At 37.5% G+C, this 20,111-nt stretch carries 16 protein-coding genes; 12 read left to right on the top strand and 4 right to left on the bottom strand.

Annotated features, from left to right (window positions below; translation table 11 throughout):
- Window positions 1-10: 10 nt before the first annotated feature.
- Both CVD27_RS01310 and CVD27_RS01315 read right to left on the bottom strand, forming a co-directional pair.
- The gene (locus tag CVD27_RS01310) at window positions 11-1,087 is read right to left on the bottom strand and encodes a Ger(x)C family spore germination protein (protein WP_101646090.1); all 1,077 of its coding nucleotides are present in this window, start codon (window positions 1,085-1,087) and stop codon (window positions 11-13) included.
- Between the two features lie 26 nt (window positions 1,088-1,113).
- Entirely contained in the window at window positions 1,114-2,649 is a 1,536-nt protein-coding gene (locus CVD27_RS01315) for a spore germination protein (protein WP_101646091.1), read from the bottom strand.
- 831 nt (window positions 2,650-3,480) lie between these two features.
- Here CVD27_RS01315 and CVD27_RS01325 point away from each other — a divergent pair.
- The 5 genes from CVD27_RS01325 (at window position 3,481) to CVD27_RS01345 (ending at window position 8,360) form a co-directional block, all read left to right on the top strand.
- Window positions 3,481-4,488, top strand: coding sequence for a DUF3231 family protein (locus tag CVD27_RS01325; protein ID WP_101646093.1), 1,008 nt, complete (start codon window positions 3,481-3,483; stop codon window positions 4,486-4,488).
- Between the two features lie 270 nt (window positions 4,489-4,758).
- Window positions 4,759-4,986, top strand: a complete 228-nt coding sequence (gene tlp / locus CVD27_RS01330) for a small acid-soluble spore protein Tlp (protein ID WP_101646094.1) — start codon at window positions 4,759-4,761, stop codon at window positions 4,984-4,986.
- 228 nt (window positions 4,987-5,214) lie between these two features.
- Window positions 5,215-7,551, top strand: a complete 2,337-nt coding sequence (locus CVD27_RS01335; protein ID WP_101646095.1) for an AAA family ATPase — start codon at window positions 5,215-5,217, stop codon at window positions 7,549-7,551.
- Between the two features lie 22 nt (window positions 7,552-7,573).
- Complete coding sequence (locus CVD27_RS01340) at window positions 7,574-8,002, top strand: acyl-CoA thioesterase (protein WP_101646096.1); 429 nt, start codon at window positions 7,574-7,576, stop codon at window positions 8,000-8,002.
- Window positions 8,003-8,048: 46 nt separating this feature from the next.
- The gene (locus tag CVD27_RS01345) at window positions 8,049-8,360 is read left to right on the top strand and encodes a hypothetical protein (RefSeq protein WP_101646097.1); all 312 of its coding nucleotides are present in this window, start codon (window positions 8,049-8,051) and stop codon (window positions 8,358-8,360) included.
- Between the two features lie 20 nt (window positions 8,361-8,380).
- Here CVD27_RS01345 and CVD27_RS01350 read toward each other — a convergent pair whose 3' ends face one another.
- Window positions 8,381-9,538, bottom strand: coding sequence for a CapA family protein (locus CVD27_RS01350; protein ID WP_101646098.1), 1,158 nt, complete (start codon window positions 9,536-9,538; stop codon window positions 8,381-8,383).
- A 613-nt stretch (window positions 9,539-10,151) separates the two neighbouring features.
- On the bottom strand, window positions 10,152-10,751 hold the full coding sequence (gene plsY / locus CVD27_RS01355; RefSeq protein ID WP_101646099.1) for a glycerol-3-phosphate 1-O-acyltransferase PlsY: 600 nt from the start codon (window positions 10,749-10,751) through the stop codon (window positions 10,152-10,154).
- Between the two features lie 368 nt (window positions 10,752-11,119).
- Between plsY and CVD27_RS01360 the strand changes: the two genes are divergently transcribed.
- The 7 genes from CVD27_RS01360 (at window position 11,120) to CVD27_RS01390 (ending at window position 20,082) form a co-directional block, all read left to right on the top strand.
- Window positions 11,120-12,424: a GGDEF domain-containing response regulator gene (locus CVD27_RS01360; RefSeq protein WP_101646100.1), complete on the top strand. Its 1,305-nt coding sequence runs from the start codon at window positions 11,120-11,122 to the stop codon at window positions 12,422-12,424.
- 13 nt (window positions 12,425-12,437) lie between these two features.
- Complete coding sequence (locus CVD27_RS01365; RefSeq protein WP_101646101.1) at window positions 12,438-13,370, top strand: sensor histidine kinase; 933 nt, start codon at window positions 12,438-12,440, stop codon at window positions 13,368-13,370.
- A gap of 138 nt (window positions 13,371-13,508) precedes the next feature.
- Window positions 13,509-13,922, top strand: coding sequence for a CoA-binding protein (locus tag CVD27_RS01370; protein WP_101646102.1), 414 nt, complete (start codon window positions 13,509-13,511; stop codon window positions 13,920-13,922).
- A gap of 288 nt (window positions 13,923-14,210) precedes the next feature.
- Entirely contained in the window at window positions 14,211-16,190 is a 1,980-nt protein-coding gene (gene parE, locus CVD27_RS01375; protein ID WP_101646103.1) for a DNA topoisomerase IV subunit B, read from the top strand.
- The gene (gene parC, locus CVD27_RS01380; protein WP_101646104.1) at window positions 16,187-18,625 is read left to right on the top strand and encodes a DNA topoisomerase IV subunit A; all 2,439 of its coding nucleotides are present in this window, start codon (window positions 16,187-16,189) and stop codon (window positions 18,623-18,625) included. The genes parE and parC overlap by 4 nt, the downstream gene beginning before the upstream one ends.
- A gap of 99 nt (window positions 18,626-18,724) precedes the next feature.
- Window positions 18,725-19,474 (top strand): hypothetical protein, encoded by a 750-nt coding sequence (locus CVD27_RS01385; RefSeq protein ID WP_101646105.1) that lies wholly within the window; start codon window positions 18,725-18,727, stop codon window positions 19,472-19,474.
- Between the two features lie 158 nt (window positions 19,475-19,632).
- Window positions 19,633-20,082 (top strand): MarR family winged helix-turn-helix transcriptional regulator, encoded by a 450-nt coding sequence (locus tag CVD27_RS01390; RefSeq protein ID WP_101646106.1) that lies wholly within the window; start codon window positions 19,633-19,635, stop codon window positions 20,080-20,082.
- Window positions 20,083-20,111: the final 29 nt, after the last annotated feature.

The raw sequence follows: 20,111 nt of genomic DNA on the forward strand, positions 1-20,111 counted from the left end.
AAATGCAGACTTATTCTTCAATACCCGTATTTAGGATGCTAACATTTGTGTGTACAGTGGTTTTTAAATCAGGGTATATGTCCTTAAAACGTTGATAGTCCCAATTTCTTGATGTGGCTCTAACCTTGTCTCCCAATCCAAGTGGATCTACGTTGTATCCTTGTAACAACGAAATTAAACGTTGAACTTCTTCATTAAAGTGTTCATTTAAAATCTGTTCCATTTTTAGGCGATTTTTATTGGTGCTTAAATCAAACCAAGATGAGGAATTTTTAACCTCTGCATCGATGGTTAAATCGATCAATATACGTGGAATACTTTCGCTCTTGTCAACCGTATATTTAGCTTTGGCATCCAGACTTGTCAATAAAATATAACCAGCCTTGTTGTGAACCTTAATTTTTGTTTTATATTGTCCACTTTTTGAGCCATCATGTAATATTTTCATAATAAATGACTCCCTTAAATTAATATTATTTACAAACTTACCTTTCTTTAATAAGGCTAACCCGTCAATTTTGACTTGACCTTCCTCCAGGATTAAGTAAGGTAAAAATGGATCCTTCCCCTCAGCATAAAGATTTGTCAAAAATACGTGCAAATTTGTTTTTGGCAAATTGCCCTTTTCAATGTTCTGATTAATTTTATTACTTAAATGGAATGAAAGATTCACATCTTGACTTGATTTAAGTATTTTTTCAGCTGTGTTTTCGGCTATGCTCAACTGCATTCGACTCCCAACAATCGGGTCTTTGCTAAAATTAATTAAAACATCATCAATCCCTTGTTTTGCAAATTCCTTGCCGAACAATATAAAATCTAATTTTCCTATTTCAACGGGAAATGCAGATTTTGAATTCATTCTCGGAAGAATATCTTCATACGAATCAGACACGGTTCTAAAGCTTTTTAATTTGGGCATTCCTTTTTCCGCAAATGTAGGATAGATAACAATTCCTTTCACTTTGTCTTTTTCCATATCATATCCAAGGGTTTCTATAATCTGAACTTCATCAATGATCCTTTGATTTTCACACCCTGATAAGAAGAAAATTAGGATAAAAGTTAACAGAAAAAATGATTTCATACTTCACCTCTAATACCCTTTTCTGATCATTCATCAAAATCACTTTTCTTTTTTTTGTGATTATATGGATGGTATCTCCAAATTGATTTAGGACGTAAATAACTTGGCCTTTTGGCAGTTTCACTATAAGAGGAACGGATAATGCTGTCCTTCAAATCTTGAGGCCTAAAAGGATAAAATGGAACGGTATAGGGTGTTCCTAATGATTCTAACCGTGTAAGATGGACGATTAAAAAGGCAATCCCAATAACGATACCTAGTCCGCCCCAAATAGACGCGGCGATAATTAAAGGAAAACGTAAAAAACGTATCGTGTTCGACATTTTATAAATAGGGGTAGTAAAGGAAGCTAAGGCTGATAAGGCTACTATAATGAGTAAGACATTGCTTGTAAGTGACGCCTCAACTGAAGCTTGGCCAATAACAATACCGCCCACTATTCCCAATGTTTGTCCTACCTTAGTAGGTAACCGTACTCCAGCTTCACGTAAAAGTTCAATCGTGAATTCCAAAAAAACCACCTCAAATACCGGAGGAAACGGAACATTATGACGAGAATAACTAAGTGAACCGAATAAATCGTTTGGAATTACTTCGTAATGGTAGGTGATAACGGCTATATAAATAGATGTTCCAAAAATGGAGAAAAGGACACTGAATACCCGTATTAAACGAAAAAAAGATCCAAGAATCCATGGGAGAAAGTAATCTTCAGGTGAAATAAAATAATCAATGATCGTAGAAGGACCTGTAATGACATATGGCGACCCACTACAAAAAACAGCTACTTGTCCGTTAATAAGAGCTTGAACCGCCCTATCCAAACGTTCAGTTGGAAGAAGCAAAGGAAACGGTGTATGGGAATTATCTTCTATAAATTGATGCAGCAGAGCAGTATCAAAAATGACATCAAAATCAATATCTTGAAGCCGTTGGGTCATGGTATTAACATGCTGCTCATTCGTAATCCCATCAATATGAGCAATAATAACTCGAGTATTTGAAGTAGAACCAATGTTTACTTCCTTCGTAATTAGATCAGTTGTATTTAATTGTTGTCTTAATAAATGTATATTTACATCAATATTCTCAAGAAACCCAATTTGTGGCCCCACCACACTAAACTCATTTTCAACGCTATTTTGTTCACGCAATCCAGCTTTATCATTAGATAAGAGAATTAAAGCAACCCTTTGATCATTTTCCTTCATTTGAAGTATCGCATACCCTTTAAGTAACTTTGATTCAGCTTCGTTCCGATTGTCCGTTATTACAATATCTTCTATTGCGATGATTTTCTTTATGTCATCAATTTTCTCTAGCCTGTCTAGTACAAAAGGGGTCTCTCGGAAAATCAGTAAAATTTTCAGTTGGAGTTGTTGTTGATCGATCAGTGTATTGTAGTATGAAATGATTAAATGTCCCAATTCATCCGTAAGGGAAAATTGTTTAAAATCACTAGATTTTTTGGCCTTAGCAAACAGTTCTTCAATATCTTGTGAATTCTCAGTTACTGCTTGTTTGTCTTCTTTATCTCTAAGCTTTCGTCTTTTGAAGAACATCTAATCACCTCCCTATTAAAAAGGAATTCATATTCTTCTATATTATCTAAAGGCATCCCCATATTTATGTAAATCCGTTTTATAATAAGTGAAAACTTTATCCTCTCCAGTTTACATAATATAAATATAGCTTAGAGTAAGCAAAGGACCATGATCCTAATAGAAATAATCCCTGTAGGGGTAGGATAGGATAGCAAAACACAAATTTACAAAGTTAAAACTTTTTCAAAATAAAAAGAGCCAAGTGTAATTTTTATTATGCATTAAGTATCACCAGTTAAAAACTTCTGAGAAGATAAAATTTATTACTTCTATATACGAATTAACAACCAAGGAAAAAGTATTGATATGTTTTAAAGGGTATAATAACTTTAGTGTTATTGTTTAATAACACTAAAGTTCAATGTGGAGGGATGTTTTTGAATACTTCATTAAGAGTCATAATGACAGCCCTAATTAGAGTGTTGGTTAGAATATATTTCTTAATTGAAAAGATAAGCGTTAAGTTATCTTCATCACTGAGTATGCCAACTTTAACATAGGGGACAGGTATTCCTGATATAGTTCTTACCACATTGTTAAAAAAAGTGAGCACTTTGTGCTTGCTTTTTAAGTTTCTTTTATAACAAAACTGCTCCGTCAATAAAAAAGAATGCTGCCACAGCAACTCCTTGTTCAACAAAAGTCCACTTTTGCTGAACAAGAAAATTGTTTTTTTGCAAACTACCTTCAAGCTGCGAAATAGGATAATTATTCATGAATTAGTTTAGAAACAAATAAAATTTTTGTTATTGGTTAACCTACTTATAAAAAGTTAGGAGGGATAAAAAAATGGAACAGATCAATAACCAAGAAAAAATTAATGCTTCAGAATATGGTATCATCTGGTCGCAATATATTAATGATACTATGTCACGTTGTGTTCTTCGCTACTTGTTAAATGATGCTAAGGATGAAAACACTCGTGGTGTAATTCAATTTGCCTTAGAATTATCACAAACCCATATAGAAAAAGTGAAACAGTTTTTAACTGAAGAAAATTATCCTATTCCAATAGGGTTCACAGATGAAGATGTAACCGTAAATGCCCCTACTTTATTTACGGATACATTTAAGGTTGTTTATTTGCAAATTATGGCGATACACGGTTTGACGAGATATGCTGGTGCAACAAGCGTTTGTATTCGAGAAGATGTCAGAAAATATCTTATTGAATGTACTTCTCAAACGTTGGAATTATATGATAGGGTCACTACCGTCGCTTTATCTAAGGGAATTCTTAGTAAGCCGCCTACATTAAATAACAAACAAAAGATTGATTTTATTAGGAAACAAAACTATATAACTGGTTGGTTCGGAAAGCGAAGACCGATAAATGCAATCGAAATCAGTGGTGCACATCTGAATATGCAAAAAACTATGGTGAAAATGGTTTTAGAGTTAGGATTCAGTCAAGTATGCCAATCTAAAGAAGTACGAGAGTATTTCGAACGTGCTCGAAAACTTTGTAAAAGACACTTTCATATACTAGGTTTAATGTTAGAAGAGGAGAATCTCCATGAACCAAGGATATTTGAATCAGAAGTAACCGATTCAACCGTACCTCCCTTTTCTGATAAGCTTATGCTTTTCCATATAGCAACACTACTATCTGCCGCACTTGGTTATTATGGGGAGGCTTTATCAATGTGTCAAAGAAGAGACTTGTCCGCTGATTACGCTCGAATGAATATGGAAATTGCTTTAATCGCTGAAGATGGGATGAATATTTTAATAGAAAAGGGTTGGATGGAACAACCTCCTACTGCCGCTGACCACGAAAACTTGGCGAAGGATTAGAACAATGTGGATGCAAAATTGCGAATGTTAATTTTTGGGAAATATTCATTTTTAATTTAGAAAACAATTTTGAATATATAACTTTTCGTGTTATTTCTGTACATAAAACCCCGAAAATTGCTTGTTTTAGGTACAGATACATGCGCCTATTTTTATGAATCTATCACTCTAAAAGCCTATTAAATCAACGTTTAAAACTCCTTGAATAAGTATTTAGGTACAGAAACAAACTATATCTGTACCAAAAACACCTTTAGGAGGATTTTGACGATGACTTATAACAACAAACCAAATCCTGATGACCGCAGCGATAACGTTGAAAAACTTCAATCAATGATCCACAATACTATTGAAAATATGGAAGCTGCGGAAGAATCGCTTGCTTTTACGGATAGCGAAACACAAAAAGAACAAATCCACGCAAAAAATGAACGCAGACGTGAAAGCATTGCTTCTTTCCGCTCTGAAGTAAAAGATGAAGCCAAAAATCAAGGTTAATTAATGCCCCAAATCAAAGGACCTGTTCATATACGAAACGGGTCCTTTTTCCCCTAAAGAAAAAGCAGCCTTGCCAAAAGAGACACCGCACACAGCTTCTCATTGTTTGCCACTTAACTGGAAACCCTTCGGCGAGATTTCTTTAAGACCTCTCATTTTATATAGGAAACTTAGTATGGTAAGATAGTGAGTAAAACTTGCAACAAAAGAAATTTAAATAGAAGAGTGATGATTTTGAATCAATTGGAAACCAATCGTTTATCTTCCCAGGATCAAATTCAACAGTGGGAACATGAATTGAATGAAACAGGTATCATTTCAGAAGAAGCAAAGTTACTATCCGCGCTTCGTTATGAAACGAATCCTGTTATTTTATCAAAACTGTTAACATTTGGGGCTTTATCCAGACTCCATCATAATAAGGAGGACTCCATTGCCGGTGTTTGGCTGGAGAAGGCATTAAAATTAAATCCACTCAACCAAAGGGCTAAAGAATATACCGTGCAATCTGACTGGAAAAAGTTGAGAGAAGTACTAACGCCGCTAGCTTTTCCTTCCATGCGGGAAACCGATAATCGTACCGCTAAAAAGAAAACAGCAGAAGACTATATTGAAGTATGTCAAAACTTTTTATATGAGGCGGACGAGCAACAGCTTGAAGTGCAGAAAATGATTGATATTGCCTCCAAAATGGAGATGAAAGAGCTTCTTGAACGATATGAAAAACTTTCTGAATTGCTTTCCACTGCAATTGAGGAAACAGCCAGTTTGTTAAAAGCAGCCGAGGAGTATAACCAATCCATCACTGGTGTTTTTCATACCTCTACTTACTATGATGATTTGAAATTACACATGTCCAACTTAGACCAAATTAAACAAGAATGGGAACAGCAATTTGTTCAGGAAGAAACACCAAGATTTGAGTCTGAGAATGCATTGGATCAGCTGCAAAAAATGATTGGGATGGATTTAGTTAAGAAACGCGTGAATGATTTCTATCGGTTTTTAAAGTACCAAAAACAACGGAAAGAACTAGGCTTTCAGATTAAAGACGAGCTTAGTCTTAATATGATCTTAACAGGGAATCCTGGTACAGGGAAAACAACATTGGCAAGGTTATTGGCTAAAATTTATCATGAGCTCGGTGCTTTACCAAGAGAGGAAGTCATTGAAACAAATCGATCACAGCTAGTTGGTTCCTTTGTCGGACAAACGGAGGAAAATGTTCGTTCAGTCGTTGAACGCTCGATTGGGGGCGTTTTATTTATCGATGAAGCCTATAGCTTAAAACGTGAAGGTCAAACTGGGAACGATTATGGACAGGCTGCCATTGATACGCTCGTCTCTTTAATGACAAGCAATGAATACGGCGGGAAATTCGCTGTCATCTTAGCCGGATATCCAGATGAGATGCGTTCCTTTTTAAATGCTAATCCTGGATTACGAAGCAGGTTTCCACAGTCCAATTTTATTCACCTGCCTAATTACTCCAATGAAGAGTTAATTCAGATCGCTGAGGTCGTTGCTGCTGAAAACGACTATCTGCTTACAGAGGATTCGAAAAAAGAAATTGATCGTCGTCTCGAAAAGGAACGGGTCGATGATACCTTCGGGAACGCAAGAACCGTTCACAACATTGTCTTAGATGCTATTTTTAAAAAGGGTGCTGAAAGTCATGCAGTTAACGGTGACATAGTAGATATGATGCTGCTTGATAAAGAGGACTTTCAAACGGAGAAAGAGACGGTGACCGAAACACCGCAGGATCAGTTGAATCAATTAATCGGTTTAACCTCATTAAAAGTAGAGCTTAAAACGCTGATTTCCTTTGTTAAAATGCAGCAATTCAGAAGGAAGCAGGGACTGCCAACCGTACCGATTCAACTGCACGCCGTTTTTACAGGAAATCCAGGGACAGGAAAAACAACTGTGGCAAAAATCTACGCGGAGTTTTTAAAAGAATGCGGCATTTTAAAAAGGGGCCATCTCATTGTTGCAAGCCGGGCTGATTTTGTTGCTGGCTACGTTGGACAGACAGCCGGTAAAACAAAGCAAAAAATTAAGGAAGCTTTGGGCGGAGTTCTTTTCATTGATGAGGCTTATTCATTAATTAGTCAAACTGCAGGTGATTTTGGAAAGGAAGTTATTGATACACTGGTTGATGAAATGACCAAGCAAAATGAAAATTTAGTGGTCGTCTTAGCAGGCTACCCTAATGAAATGGACCAATTACTTGAAAGCAATCCAGGCCTACGCTCCCGCTTTAAAAAGTTTTTCCTATTCCCGGACTATGCAAATGAGGAATTACTTGAAATTATGTCAAATTACGCGGGAAAGTTTCAATATCAACTTACAGAGGATGCAAAGAGCTTACTGCTTGAAACATTGGAAACTGAGCACTTTTCAGGGAATGGCCGATTTGCTACCAATTTAGTAGATGAAATGATTCAGGCTCAAGCCTTACGTTTAATGGATGGTGACGAAGAAGAGGGTCTCTTAGAAAAAGCAACATATCTTGAAGTGGAAGATGTTAAAAAGGCATTAGAAAAGACTTCCACCTATTGATGAAGGAAAGGAACGTTTACCTGTGGAAAACTATTTTGTCTCGACAAGGGAAATTCAACTTTATTACGCAGACACAGATATGATGGGCGTAATTTATCATGCTAATTATTTAAAATTTTTCGAGCTTGGCCGGACTGGCTTTATCGAAGACATAGGCTATAGTTATCTTGCTATGGAAGAGTCTGGCTATTACGCACCAGTCTACGATATACAGATTACTTATAAAAAACCATTAAGGTATGGAGATCAAGCGTTTGTTAAGACATGGGTTTCCTTAAATGATGGAATTAAAACCATTTATTCCTATACCATTGTAAACGGTAATAATGAAGTATGTGCTGGAGGAACTTCGACCCACATCATTGTAAAGAAAGATAATTTTAAGCCAACTTCTTTTAAGCGGGCTTTTCCAGAATGGTTTTTGAAATACGAGGAAATTAAAAAAAAATAAGTTTCTTTGGAACTTCTGAATTGTCAACATGATTTGGGGTGATTACGTGGCCTTCGGAATTAAAAGAAATGAGCTAATCGAGTGGAAAAAGAAAATTGATCAAGGTGAAATTGCGTTTTTAACTCATTATTGGCTCGACGACCGCTTTCCAGAATGTAAGACGGTCACTAAGGTGGGGTGTCTAGACCTTGAAAAGTTGGCGGAATGGGGTAAAAGATACGGATTAAGGAAGGAATGGATTCATCACCGTAAGGATGGCTATTCTCATTTTGATCTCCTAGGTGAGCGGCAAACGGAAATTTTACAAAAAGAGGGCTTAACCGAGCATCTCTGGCAAAAAAAGAGTAGGCACACTTAAGAATGAATCTATAAGTGTGCCTAATCTTTGAGCCATTGATACATATGATGTTGAATTTCATTATATTTTGCTTTTGCATTTGCCAGCCCATAATTTTCTGCCTTATCTAACGGAACAATTCCGAAATGATGATTTTTCTGGTTTGATACATACGTTGGTGTGAAAACAGGGTTGGTCATTTCTAGCTTACTATTATTATTAGAGAACTGTTTGATGATATCAATTGTGGCCAATCCTCCAATATCCTTGTAATCCCCATGCTGGGCGGAAATAAAATTACCTAATGAATAGATAACAAAGGATTTCCTTCCATCCTTCGTTTTTATCCATTCCATGGGCTGCAGGACATGAGGATGGGAGCCAAAGATGATGTCTGCTCCTTCATTTGCAAGAAACTGTGCCAGATCCTTCTGGTCTTTTGTCGGGATGCGTTGATATTCTTTGCCCCAGTGCAGGCTCATTACCACTACGTCGGCGTTACTTTTTGCCCGATGAATCTCTTCTTTCATGGCATTTTTATCAATGATATTAACCAAAAAGTTTTTACCTTTTGGAATGTGGATTCCGTTTGTTCCATAGGTGTAGGATAAAAAGGCAATTCTTATCCCGTTTTTATTTATAATCCGTAATTTTTGATGGTCCGCCTCATCAATAAAACTGCCAACATGGGGTAAACCAATTTGCTCTAAATAGGCCGATTCTGAGCGGATTCCTTTTTCCCCTCGATCCAGAGAGTGATTATTAGCTGTTGAGACGATATCCACTCCTGTATGTACAAGCGCATCTGCTACTTGATGTGGACTGTTAAACATCGGATACCCGGAGAGGCCAAGTTCCGATCCTCCTAAAATACTTTCTTGGTTCGCCGTCAGGATATCCGGTTTTTCCAGCATGGATTTCACTGGTTCGAACATAGCGTCAAAATTATAACCGGCACCATTGAAAGCGTCCTGGTATACCGGGTTATGAATAAGTATATCCCCGATGGCTCCAATAGTTATTTTTACAGTAAGATGGTCTCTTTTAACATCAAATATAGGCCTCAATGAATGCTTTTGGACACGATAAATTTTAGTTTCCTGAATGGAAGACTGCTTTTGTTCAAAGATGAGAAAAACAGCTATGGCAATACTACAAAAAATGATTAAGATGGAAGGTAAAATCACCTTTTTTCGCATAAAATCTCCTTATTAACCAAACCAATGGAAATTATTTTTTATATTCCTTGATCATACTATATTATATTTAAGGATAATTTTAAAATTATTCATTGGAATTTACTAAAAATGATTAGAAAGGATTAGGACATGTTTAAGATTACAGAGAGTGCTTACCATAAATTAGCTGAAACCATTAAACTAGAGAAAAAAACAGAGGATGAACATTTGTTCCTGCGATTAACTATGGGAATTGGCTGAGGCGGTCCTAAACTTAATCTGTCTCTGGAAGAGCGGAAAATTAGCGGAGATCGTACCTACACATTTGACGACCTTATTATCATTATTCATGAAAAAGATATGGTTTACTTCGATCATACGAAACTGGATTTTGTTGAAGATGTATTAGGCAACAAACGATTTCAGCTGCTTCGTGTATAAGAAAAGCGTAAGAGCCTTGATCAGCCCCGACAAGCATAAGACGAGCCGGCCGAAAGGTTGTTCTTTAACCTTTTGGACGGATTGGCTGTAGACCATCGAGGGGCTAGGCGCTGTAGCTGGACAATTCTCAAAGTCGAAGATTTTTATACTTATCTCATATCAAAAAAATGGCTATAAAGAGACTAGCGTCCCTTTATAGCCATTTAATTTTTGGTTCTGTTTTATTCATAATTCTTTTAATATTTGCTCTGTGACGGTATATGACAAACGTTGCCATCAATACCACCACAATAAGTAACGGGATGTTCCAATTACTTGCCACCCCCGAAATAACCGCATACAAAACAGCTGTAACACCTGCAATCATAGAGGATAGCGATACATATTTGGTTATGTATAAACTAATAAAAAATACCGCTAAAACAGTCAAAAACATTAACGGTGCAGCTAGCAATAAAACGCCACCAGATGTTGCAACAGCTTTACCACCCCGAAAACCCGCAAAAATTGGATAGGTATGTCCTAAAATAGCAAAAACCCCAGCCAACAATGGATTCATATCAAGATGGAAGATTAAAGGCAGAGCAGCCGCTAGCGTTCCTTTCAGAATATCAGCGAGGGTTACCGCTAAGCCTGCTTTTACCCCGAGTGTTCGAAAGGTGTTCGTACCCCCTAAATTTCCACTGCCATGTTCACGGATATCGATTTTGTAGAATGTCTTCCCGACTATTAAGCCAGATGGAATAGAACCTAGCAAATAGGCAAGGATTAAGACCAAGATAATTTGAACCATTAACAATTTCTCCTTCAATAAAAGATCCAGTCCTTTTATTTTACCATGGAATTACGAAAAAGTACTATACCTTTCAAGATAAGTATATTTGAGAATAGAAATAATGTGGAAAACAATAGATAGTGTATTTATCCTGTGCTATTTTTCCTGTTTAAGGCTAAAGTTAGAACAATTATAGTCAAATTTATTACAAATCTATGGAGAATTTAGTAAAGGTTGATATAGAGATTGAATGGCGAAAAATGTGAACCTATAATAAAGAAAAATCAAGAAAACAGCCAAAAGAACCGACCGGTTGAAACCCTATATGGTCGGTTTTATTTTCTTACATAAATTAATTACTAACTTCGGAACGAGGTGAAGATCGAATGGCAAGAAGTGTTCTGCAATATCTTAAATACCAATATCCAGACATTAGAGTTTTATATGTGGAAGATGAAAAGTTTTCCCGCGAAAAACTGCTGCGGGTTCTTAATCGCCGCTTTGCTCACATTCATGTGGCAATAGATGGCGTAGAAGGATTACAACTCTATCAGAAATATAAACCAGATTTAATTATTGCTGATATAAAAATGAACCAAATGAGCGGTTTAGAAATGATTAAAAAAATCCGTACACAAAACGAAAAGGTCCAAGTGATTGTGACAACCGCTCATGAGGATAATGATTTTTTTGTCCAATCGATTGAAAACAATGTAAATCATTTTATTTTAAAACCGATTGACTTGGATTTACTGCTGCAAGCAATCCAAAAATCGGTTTACCAAATTCAGTTGGAAAAAGAACTAGAGAAACAAAAGATATTAACCCGTTCAATCTTAGATTTTCAAGATAACCTCATCTTCGTCATTGAGAATGGAGAAATCGTTGAGTGGAATCAAGCTTTTACAAATATAACAGGGATTGGGATACCCAAAAATAATCAAACAAGTTTTCAAAGTCAGTTTCTTTCCAGTTTTTTTGTTGAGGATCCACACTATTTTTATCCAAAAGATAAAGGTCGTTGGATGGAAGAATTTTTTGCAAATGAGAGAAAAGTGGCTAAAGTCCGTTGGAAGGGACCACTTGGTAACGATTATAACTACGTAATGAAAGCAGGACAGATCCCGGGCACGAAACAAACCCTATTTGTCCTAACAGATATAACAGATTTAGAAAAAGAAAGCCGGGAAAGGGAGCATTTAGCCATGCTCGATCCTTTAACGAGCAGTTATACCCGCCAAAAATTTAAGGAAATATTGGCCAGTGAAATGAGGCGAGCCGAACGTTTTGATCGAGCCTTTTCCCTTATTCTAATGGATATCGATAACTTTCATACTCTAAATGATCAATTTGGTCAAACAGCAGGAGATAAGGTGTTAATCACAGTTTCTACGATTGTCCAGCAGCGGATTCGCGAGTGTGATATGTTTGCCCGATGGGGCGGCGAGGAATTTATCCTGCTTATTCCTGAGACAGATGGAAAGAATGCCATGTTACTGGCGAATTCCATCCGTTCGATAATAGAAAAATATGAATTTCTTCATATTGGCAACGTTACCGCAAGCTTCGGGGTGACTGAATTTGCTCCAGGAAAAACAAAAAATGAACTGATTTCAGAAGCCGAGCAAGCCCTCGCTGATTCAAAAAACAATGGACGAAATCGTGTAACATTATACACCAAAGAACGTTAAGGGGGGCTGCACAATGATATTAGTATATATTACCTTAGCATTGGTGTTTGGTTACATTCTATTGATCATTGCCTTGTATGTCAAAAAGAGCCGCGGGCTCTTGAAGAAGCTGAAGGAAAGTGAACAAAGCTATCGAGATTTAGCAGAAAAGTACGAAGCAATTAATAAGAATTTAGAAAAAAAGATCCAAGAAGAGGTTGAAAAAAACAGACAAAAGGATCATCTCCTCATCCAGCATTCAAGGCTTGCTGCAATGGGCGAGATGATTGCAAGCATTGGTCATCAGTGGAGGCAGCCGTTAAACAGCTTATCTCTTATTATACAGGATGTACGTGAAGAGTTTGAGTTTGGTCAGCTTGATGAACTATATATTGACAACTTTACCAAGGAAAGTATGATTCAGATCAAGCACATGTCCCGTACCATCAATGATTTTCGGAAATTCTATAAACCCAATAACGAAAAGGCCCCTTTTTCCATTGGCAGTTCAATTGAGGATGCTTTGTCGATTTTTTCATCCAGCCTTAAATATTATGGGATTCAATTGGAATTTGAATACCGCGGAGAGTTAATGGCTTACGGTTTTCCTAACGAGTATAGTCAAGTGGTGTTGAATATTTTAAACAATGCCCGGGATGCCTTTGTACAAAAGGATATTAAAAATCGTACTATAAGGATTCAATTAAGTGAAACAAAAGAATTTGTTCAAGCAGAGTTGACCGATAATGCAGGTGGTATTGATCTCTCTCTGCTTGACAAAATTTTTGATCCTTATTTCACCACAAGACCGAATGGAACAGGATTAGGTCTTTACATGGCAAAAATGATTCTTGAAAATATGAATGGATTAGTGATGGCTGATAACTACGATAGTGGTGCCCGGTTTGTTCTTTCTGTCCCTAAGGTACAAGTGACTGTTCAGCCAGAATTAATCTCTGTTTCCTAAGATTAAGCTCCAGAAACACAAGGGAGCTTTTACGTTTTTTTCAAGGCGCCTGCACTTTTCCTTCTTGCAAGCGTTTTATTATGTTTTTTATATTCAAAAGGGGTAAAATATTATTAGCAAATCCAAGGAGTGGTAAATATGGCAATTGTAAATCCAAGCCGTGAAGAAATCGGTGCTATCTTAAATAAGGCCAAAAGAATTGCAGTTGTAGGATTAAGTGATAATCCTTTAAAGGCATCCTACCAAGTATCAAAGGTTATGCAAAATGCAGGATACGAAATCATTCCAGTTAATCCAACCGTTGATCAAGTTTTAGGGGTAAAAGCAGTTGCCTCGTTAAAGGATATTGAGGGGCATATAGATATTGTCAACGTGTTCCGCCGCTCCGAGCAATTACTTGACGTAGCGAAAGAATTTGATGAGATAGATGCCGATGTTTATTGGGCCCAGCTAGGACTTGCGAATGAAGAAGCTTATCAATTTTTAAAGGAAAAAGGATATACAGTCATTATGGACCGCTGCATTAAAATTGAATATGCGATAACAAGATAAAAAACTGCTATTTTTTAGCAGTTTTTTTCTTTTTCAACTCATAAAAATCGCTAAAATTGTTTTACAAAAATATGTTGTTTTTAATTACATATTTGCCAAATCCAAATAAATCGCTACAATAAAGCATAGACGCCACATGAAGTTGTGATAAAATAAGGGTGGCAAACATTAGTTCTATTGGATAATTTTAAAGGATAAATGATTCTTTTAAACGAATGTTAAACTAATAATTCTTAGAAGATGGCGGCGAACGCCATTATGTTTTTTTGGTATGAAAGGGGTATTTTAGTGGCAAGAAACCAGCAAGCATTTGATTACAATGATGATGCCATTCAGGTACTAGAAGGTCTTGAGGCGGTTCGAAAGCGTCCAGGTATGTACATTGGCAGCACCGATTCACGCGGTCTTCATCATCTTGTTTATGAGATCGTTGACAACTCAGTCGATGAAGCACTAGGTGGATTTGGAGATCAAATCATTGTAAAAATACACAAAGATAATTCCATAAGTGTTATGGATAAGGGTAGAGGAATGCCTACAGGTATGCATAAAATGGGTAAACCAACGCCTGAGGTTATTTTAACTGTGCTCCATGCCGGCGGTAAATTTGGTCAAGGCGGATACAAAACGAGCGGTGGTTTGCACGGTGTTGGTGCTTCAGTTGTAAATGCATTATCTGAATGGTTAACCGTAACTATTAAAAGAGACGGTTTCGTTTATGAACAACGTTTTGAAGAGGGAGGAAAACCGGTAACCACCCTTGAAAAAATTGGAAAAACCAATCAAACGGGTACAACTATCCACTTTAAACCGGATCCAACCATCTTTTCGACCACCACTTATAATCTCGAAACACTATCTGAGAGGCTTAGAGAATCCGCTTTCTTGTTAAAAGGACTAAAAATAGAGATTATTGATGACAGAAATGACATTCACGAAGTGTTCCACTATGAAAATGGAATTGAGGCTTTCGTTGAATACCTTAACGAGGATAAAGAAACGCTTCATCCAGTTGTCAGCTTTGAAGGTCATCATAATGGGATTGAAGTCGAATTCTCGTTCCAATTTAATGACGGCTATTCAGAAAATGTCTTATCCTTTGTTAATAACGTAAGAACTAGAGATGGCGGTACACACGAAGCCGGCGCAAAAACGGCCATGACAAGGGTGTTCAATGATTATGCCCGCAAGGTTGCCTTACTTAAGGAAAAGGAAAAAAATCTAGACGGTAACGATATACGTGAAGGATTATCGGCGGTTATTTCCGTAAGAATCCCGGAGGAACTGCTCCAATTCGAAGGACAAACCAAGGGAAAACTCGGAACAAGTGAAGCGAGATCAGCCGTTGATTCCGTGGTTTCTGAACATCTTTCCTACTTCCTAGAAGAAAATCCTGATATCAGCTCGTTATTAATCAAAAAATCAATAAAAGCGTTTCAGGCTCGTGAAGCAGCAAGAAAGGCCCGTGAAGATGCACGAAGCGGTAAAAAGAAGAAACGTGGTGAAACACTCCTATCTGGAAAGCTGACACCAGCGCAATCACGGAATCCGCAAAAGAATGAGCTTTACCTAGTTGAGGGTGATTCAGCGGGAGGTTCTGCCAAACAGGGCCGCGACCGACGCTTTCAGGCTGTCCTTCCACTCCGAGGTAAAGTTATCAATACTGAAAAAGCTAAGCTCTCTGATATCTTCAAGAACGAAGAAATCAATACGATTATTCATGCGATTGGCGGCGGCGTTGGCGCAGATTTTACCGTTGAAGATATCAACTATGACAAAATTGTGATTATGACAGATGCCGATACAGATGGCGCCCATATCCAAGTATTATTACTTACCTTCTTCTATCGCTACATGAAGCCTCTTGTCGAAGCAGGCAAAGTGTTTATTGCCCTGCCGCCTTTATACAAAGTAAGCAAGGGCTCAGGTAAAAAAGAAATCATCGAATATGCTTGGAACGAGGAAGAGCTTCAAGGAGCTATAAAAAAAGTGGGAAGAGGCTATATCATTCAGCGTTATAAGGGTCTTGGCGAAATGAATGCTGACCAATTATGGGAAACCACCATGGACCCAGAAACACGGACATTAATCCGCGTTAAAATCGATGATATTGCTAGAGCGGAACGCCGCGTAACGACACTAATGGGTGATAAGGTTGAACCACGCCGTAAATGGATTGAAAGCAATGTCGCATTTGGTTTAGAAGAAGATGATACCATTTTAGAAAATGAAAATATAACAGTCTCAGAGGAGGTTACTGAAGGATGAGTGCACTTGAAAAATTCCGGGACTTACCTCTAGAAGATGTAATTGGGGATCGTTTTGGTCGGTATAGTAAATATATTATCCAAGAACGTGCCTTGCCTGATGCGCGAGATGGGCTAAAACCTGTACAACGAAGAATCCTTTATGCGATGCATGTCGAAGGAAATACATTTGATAAAAACTTTCGTAAATCGGCTAAAACTGTCGGTAATGTAATTGGTAACTATCACCCCCATGGTGATTCTTCTGTTTACGAAGCCATGGTGAGGATGAGCCAGGATTGGAAAGTTAGAAACGTCCTTATTCAAATGCACGGGAACAATGGTAGTGTCGATGGCGACCCGCCAGCAGCGATGCGTTACACTGAAGCAAGATTATCCGCGATATCAGCGGAATTATTAAGAGATATTGAAAAAAATACAGTTGAATTCATCCCAAACTTTGATGATACATCTAAAGAACCAACTGTTTTACCAGCGATGTTCCCTAACCTACTCGTAAATGGGTCTACCGGGATTTCAGCCGGATATGCAACCGATATTCCACCCCATCATCTTGGAGAAATCATTGATGGTGTGATAATGAGAATGGATCAGCCAGATGTAACGATAGATGAGCTAATGACCGTGATTAAAGGCCCCGATTTCCCTACTGGTGGTATTATTCAAGGTCTTGAAGGCATAAAAAAAGCCTATGAAACTGGTAAAGGCAAAATCATTGTCCGTGGAAAAGCGGAAATCGAAGAGGTTCGCGGCGGGAAGCAGCAAATTGTTATCACGGAAATTCCATACGAAATTAATAAAGCCAATCTCGTAAAGAAGATGGATGAGTTCCGTCTTGACCGTAAAGTTGAGGGTATGTCTGAAGTACGCGATGAAACGGACCGAACAGGACTCAGAATCGTAATCGAGTTAAAAAAGGATGCCGATGCAGAAGGTGTCTTGAACTTTTTATATAAAAACAGTGACCTTCAAATAACCTATAACTTTAATATGGTTGCCATTTATAACAAACGCCCAAAACTTATGGGCATTCGAGAGTTATTAGATGCGTATATCGAACATCAAAAAGAAGTCGTTACGCGAAGAACCCAATATGATTTAAATAAAGCCAAAGAGCGCCAGCATATTGTTGAAGGTTTAATGAAGGCTTTATCCATTCTTGATGAAGTTATTGCTACGATCCGTGCATCTAAGGATAAACGTGATGCGAAAGATAACTTAATCGCTAAGTATGGATTTACTGAATTACAGGCAGAAGCCATTGTATCTTTACAGCTATATCGTTTAACCAACACTGATATTACAGCTTTACGTAATGAAGCCGAAGAATTAGCGAAAAAAGTAGAAGAACTGACTAGCATCTTAGCCAGTGAGAAGAAACTTTTTTCTGTTATAAAAAAAGAGCTTAAAGATGTGAAGAAGCGTTTTGCTGATGAGCGCCGCTCCAAAATTGAAGCGGAGATTGAAGAAATCAAAATCAATCTTGATGTTACTGTTCCAAGTGAAGATGTGATTGTAACAGTTACGAAAGAGGGTTATGTGAAACGGACAAGTCAACGTTCATTCGCTGCATCCGGCGGACAAGACCTGGCAATGAAAGAATCGGATCGTATTCTATCCCAACTAGATATGAATACAAAAGATGTTTTATTGCTCTTTACCAACAAAGGGAACTACTTATTCTGTCCTGTTCATGAGCTTCCGGATATCCGCTGGAAGGATCTTGGGCAGCATATTGCCAACATTATTCCAATTGATCGTGACGAAGATATTATTCATGCGATTGCTGTCAAAGATTTTGAACTAAATTCCTATCTTGTTTTTGTTACGAAAAATGGTATGGTTAAGAAAACAGAGTTGAAGGCTTACAAAGCTCAGCGCTACTCCAAACCGCTTGTAGCTGTAAATCTTAAGGATGATGATCAAGTTGTTGATGTCCATCTAACCGATGGTAATAAAGAACTCTTCTTAGTAACCAATATGGGTTATTCTTTATGGTTCCATGAGGAAGAGATTAGTATTGTCGGGCAGCGGGCTGCTGGTGTTAAGGGGATTAACTTAAAAGAAAACGATTATGTGATTGGCGGTAAGCTGATTTCACCAGACAGCAGTCAATCCATTGTTGTAGCTACACAGCGCGGTGCTTTAAAACGCATGAAATTAAAAGAGTTTGAGAAAACCTCCCGTGCGAAGCGTGGGGTGGTCATTCTAAGGGAACTAAAATCCAAGCCGCATCGCATCACAGGCTTTGCAGTTGCAAATGAACAAGATACCATTATTATTCAAACAGAAAAAGGATATACCGAAACAGTAAAAACTGGGGATATAAGCTTTAGTGACCGCTATTCAAACGGTTCGTTTATCCTTGATGAAGATGAAAACGGGAAAGTTACAACTGTTTGGAAAGTGGAAGCAGCCGAAACTGTAACAGAATAATCTTTTTAAAGGAACCTCTAGAAAATAAGAGGTTCCTTTTTTCATCTTTTTCCCAAAACTGGGCATAATAGCTAACAAAAGATTGTGGAGGGGAACTGGATGAAAAAAGAGATGCTTCTGGTCATTGTTTCGTTTTTTCTCATATCACTAACAATGATAACCGGTGTTTACGCGATTGAAGAAAATCACAAGGCGGTTACTATTTCTAAACAGGAAACAGATTTGACCGGCGATGGGCAAAATGAGACCATCATGTTAAAAGGGGTAGCTGATCAAGAGGATGAGTCCTACTTAAAAAGAATCTATATTGAAATATCAGCATCAAATGGCAGAACCTATAGCTTTCCATTGGAAAGTGGTTCTAAGGCATCACTGAAGCTAGTGGATTTAAACCATGATGGTTTGAAAGATCTATTTGCTAATGTATTAACCGGTGACAGCTCGGGTGATGTTATAAACTATTTGTATAGCTTAAAAAACTTCGTTCGAACAGACCTAACAGTTCCAGAGCCGTTAGAGATGGATGCTAAATTTAAGAATGGTTACAAAGCAGAAATAAAACTCCATAATACGGGTAAGTCTTATCAATTTGATTTAAAAAATAGAAAAGAATATTATAAAAAACTTGGTTTTTACTATCGAGGAAAGCTAAATGAACCAATGGAATTAACGGTAAACACCTATAACCATGTAGAGCCTATCCAAATCGATAACCAAAGAATAGGTTTAAAAGGTGAACAAAAAGTAACAGGGATTGCTAATGCAGATACCATCGCTTATGTGGAATCCATCTGGTACTACGATCGTGGTCAATGGAAGCTTTTTAAAGCAGAAGTTAAACCATCATAATTAAGTGATCTATAAAGAGAATTAAAACACAGGAGAGATCTTCTGTGTTTTTCTTTTGGTTAAAAATTGACGCAAACTGAACAGCGGAATATACTTAAGTTTATAAATAATTAAGTTACCTAACTATTAGGCAGGTAAATAAATTGAGGTGATTGAAAGTGGCTCATTTTGAGAGCGAAACCGCTCAAAAATTAATTAAGGCTTTTCAGCAATTCCGTAAAACTGGATGGCATGAAAAGAAAATAGGTGGATTTAACCCTAGCGAATTTAGAGTCCTTGCACTTATTCAACGGGCAAATGAAAACTGCATCGAGATGAAGGTTTCGGAAATAAGTCAAAAATTGAAGGTGACACCTCCAACCGTTACACAAATCATTAATGTTCTAGAAAAAGATGGTTTCATTGAGCGGACCATTAATCCAGAGGATCGGAGGGCTGTTAAAATCAGTCTGACTGAAGCAGGGCTCGAGGAAACAGAACGAGCAAGAAAGGCGTTTTCTGAAACTTTTCTTGGACTAATTGATTACTTAGGCGAAGAGGAAAGCAATCAGTTAGCGGAGTTGCTTTTTAGGGTTCATGAATATTTCAATCAAGTGGAGAACCAATAAATAAAAATTGAAAATGGAGAGGAAACACC

Origin of the sequence: Neobacillus cucumis, from assembly GCF_002860255.1 — a bacterium.
GTDB lineage: Bacteria > Bacillota > Bacilli > Bacillales > Cytobacillaceae > Neobacillus > Neobacillus cucumis_A.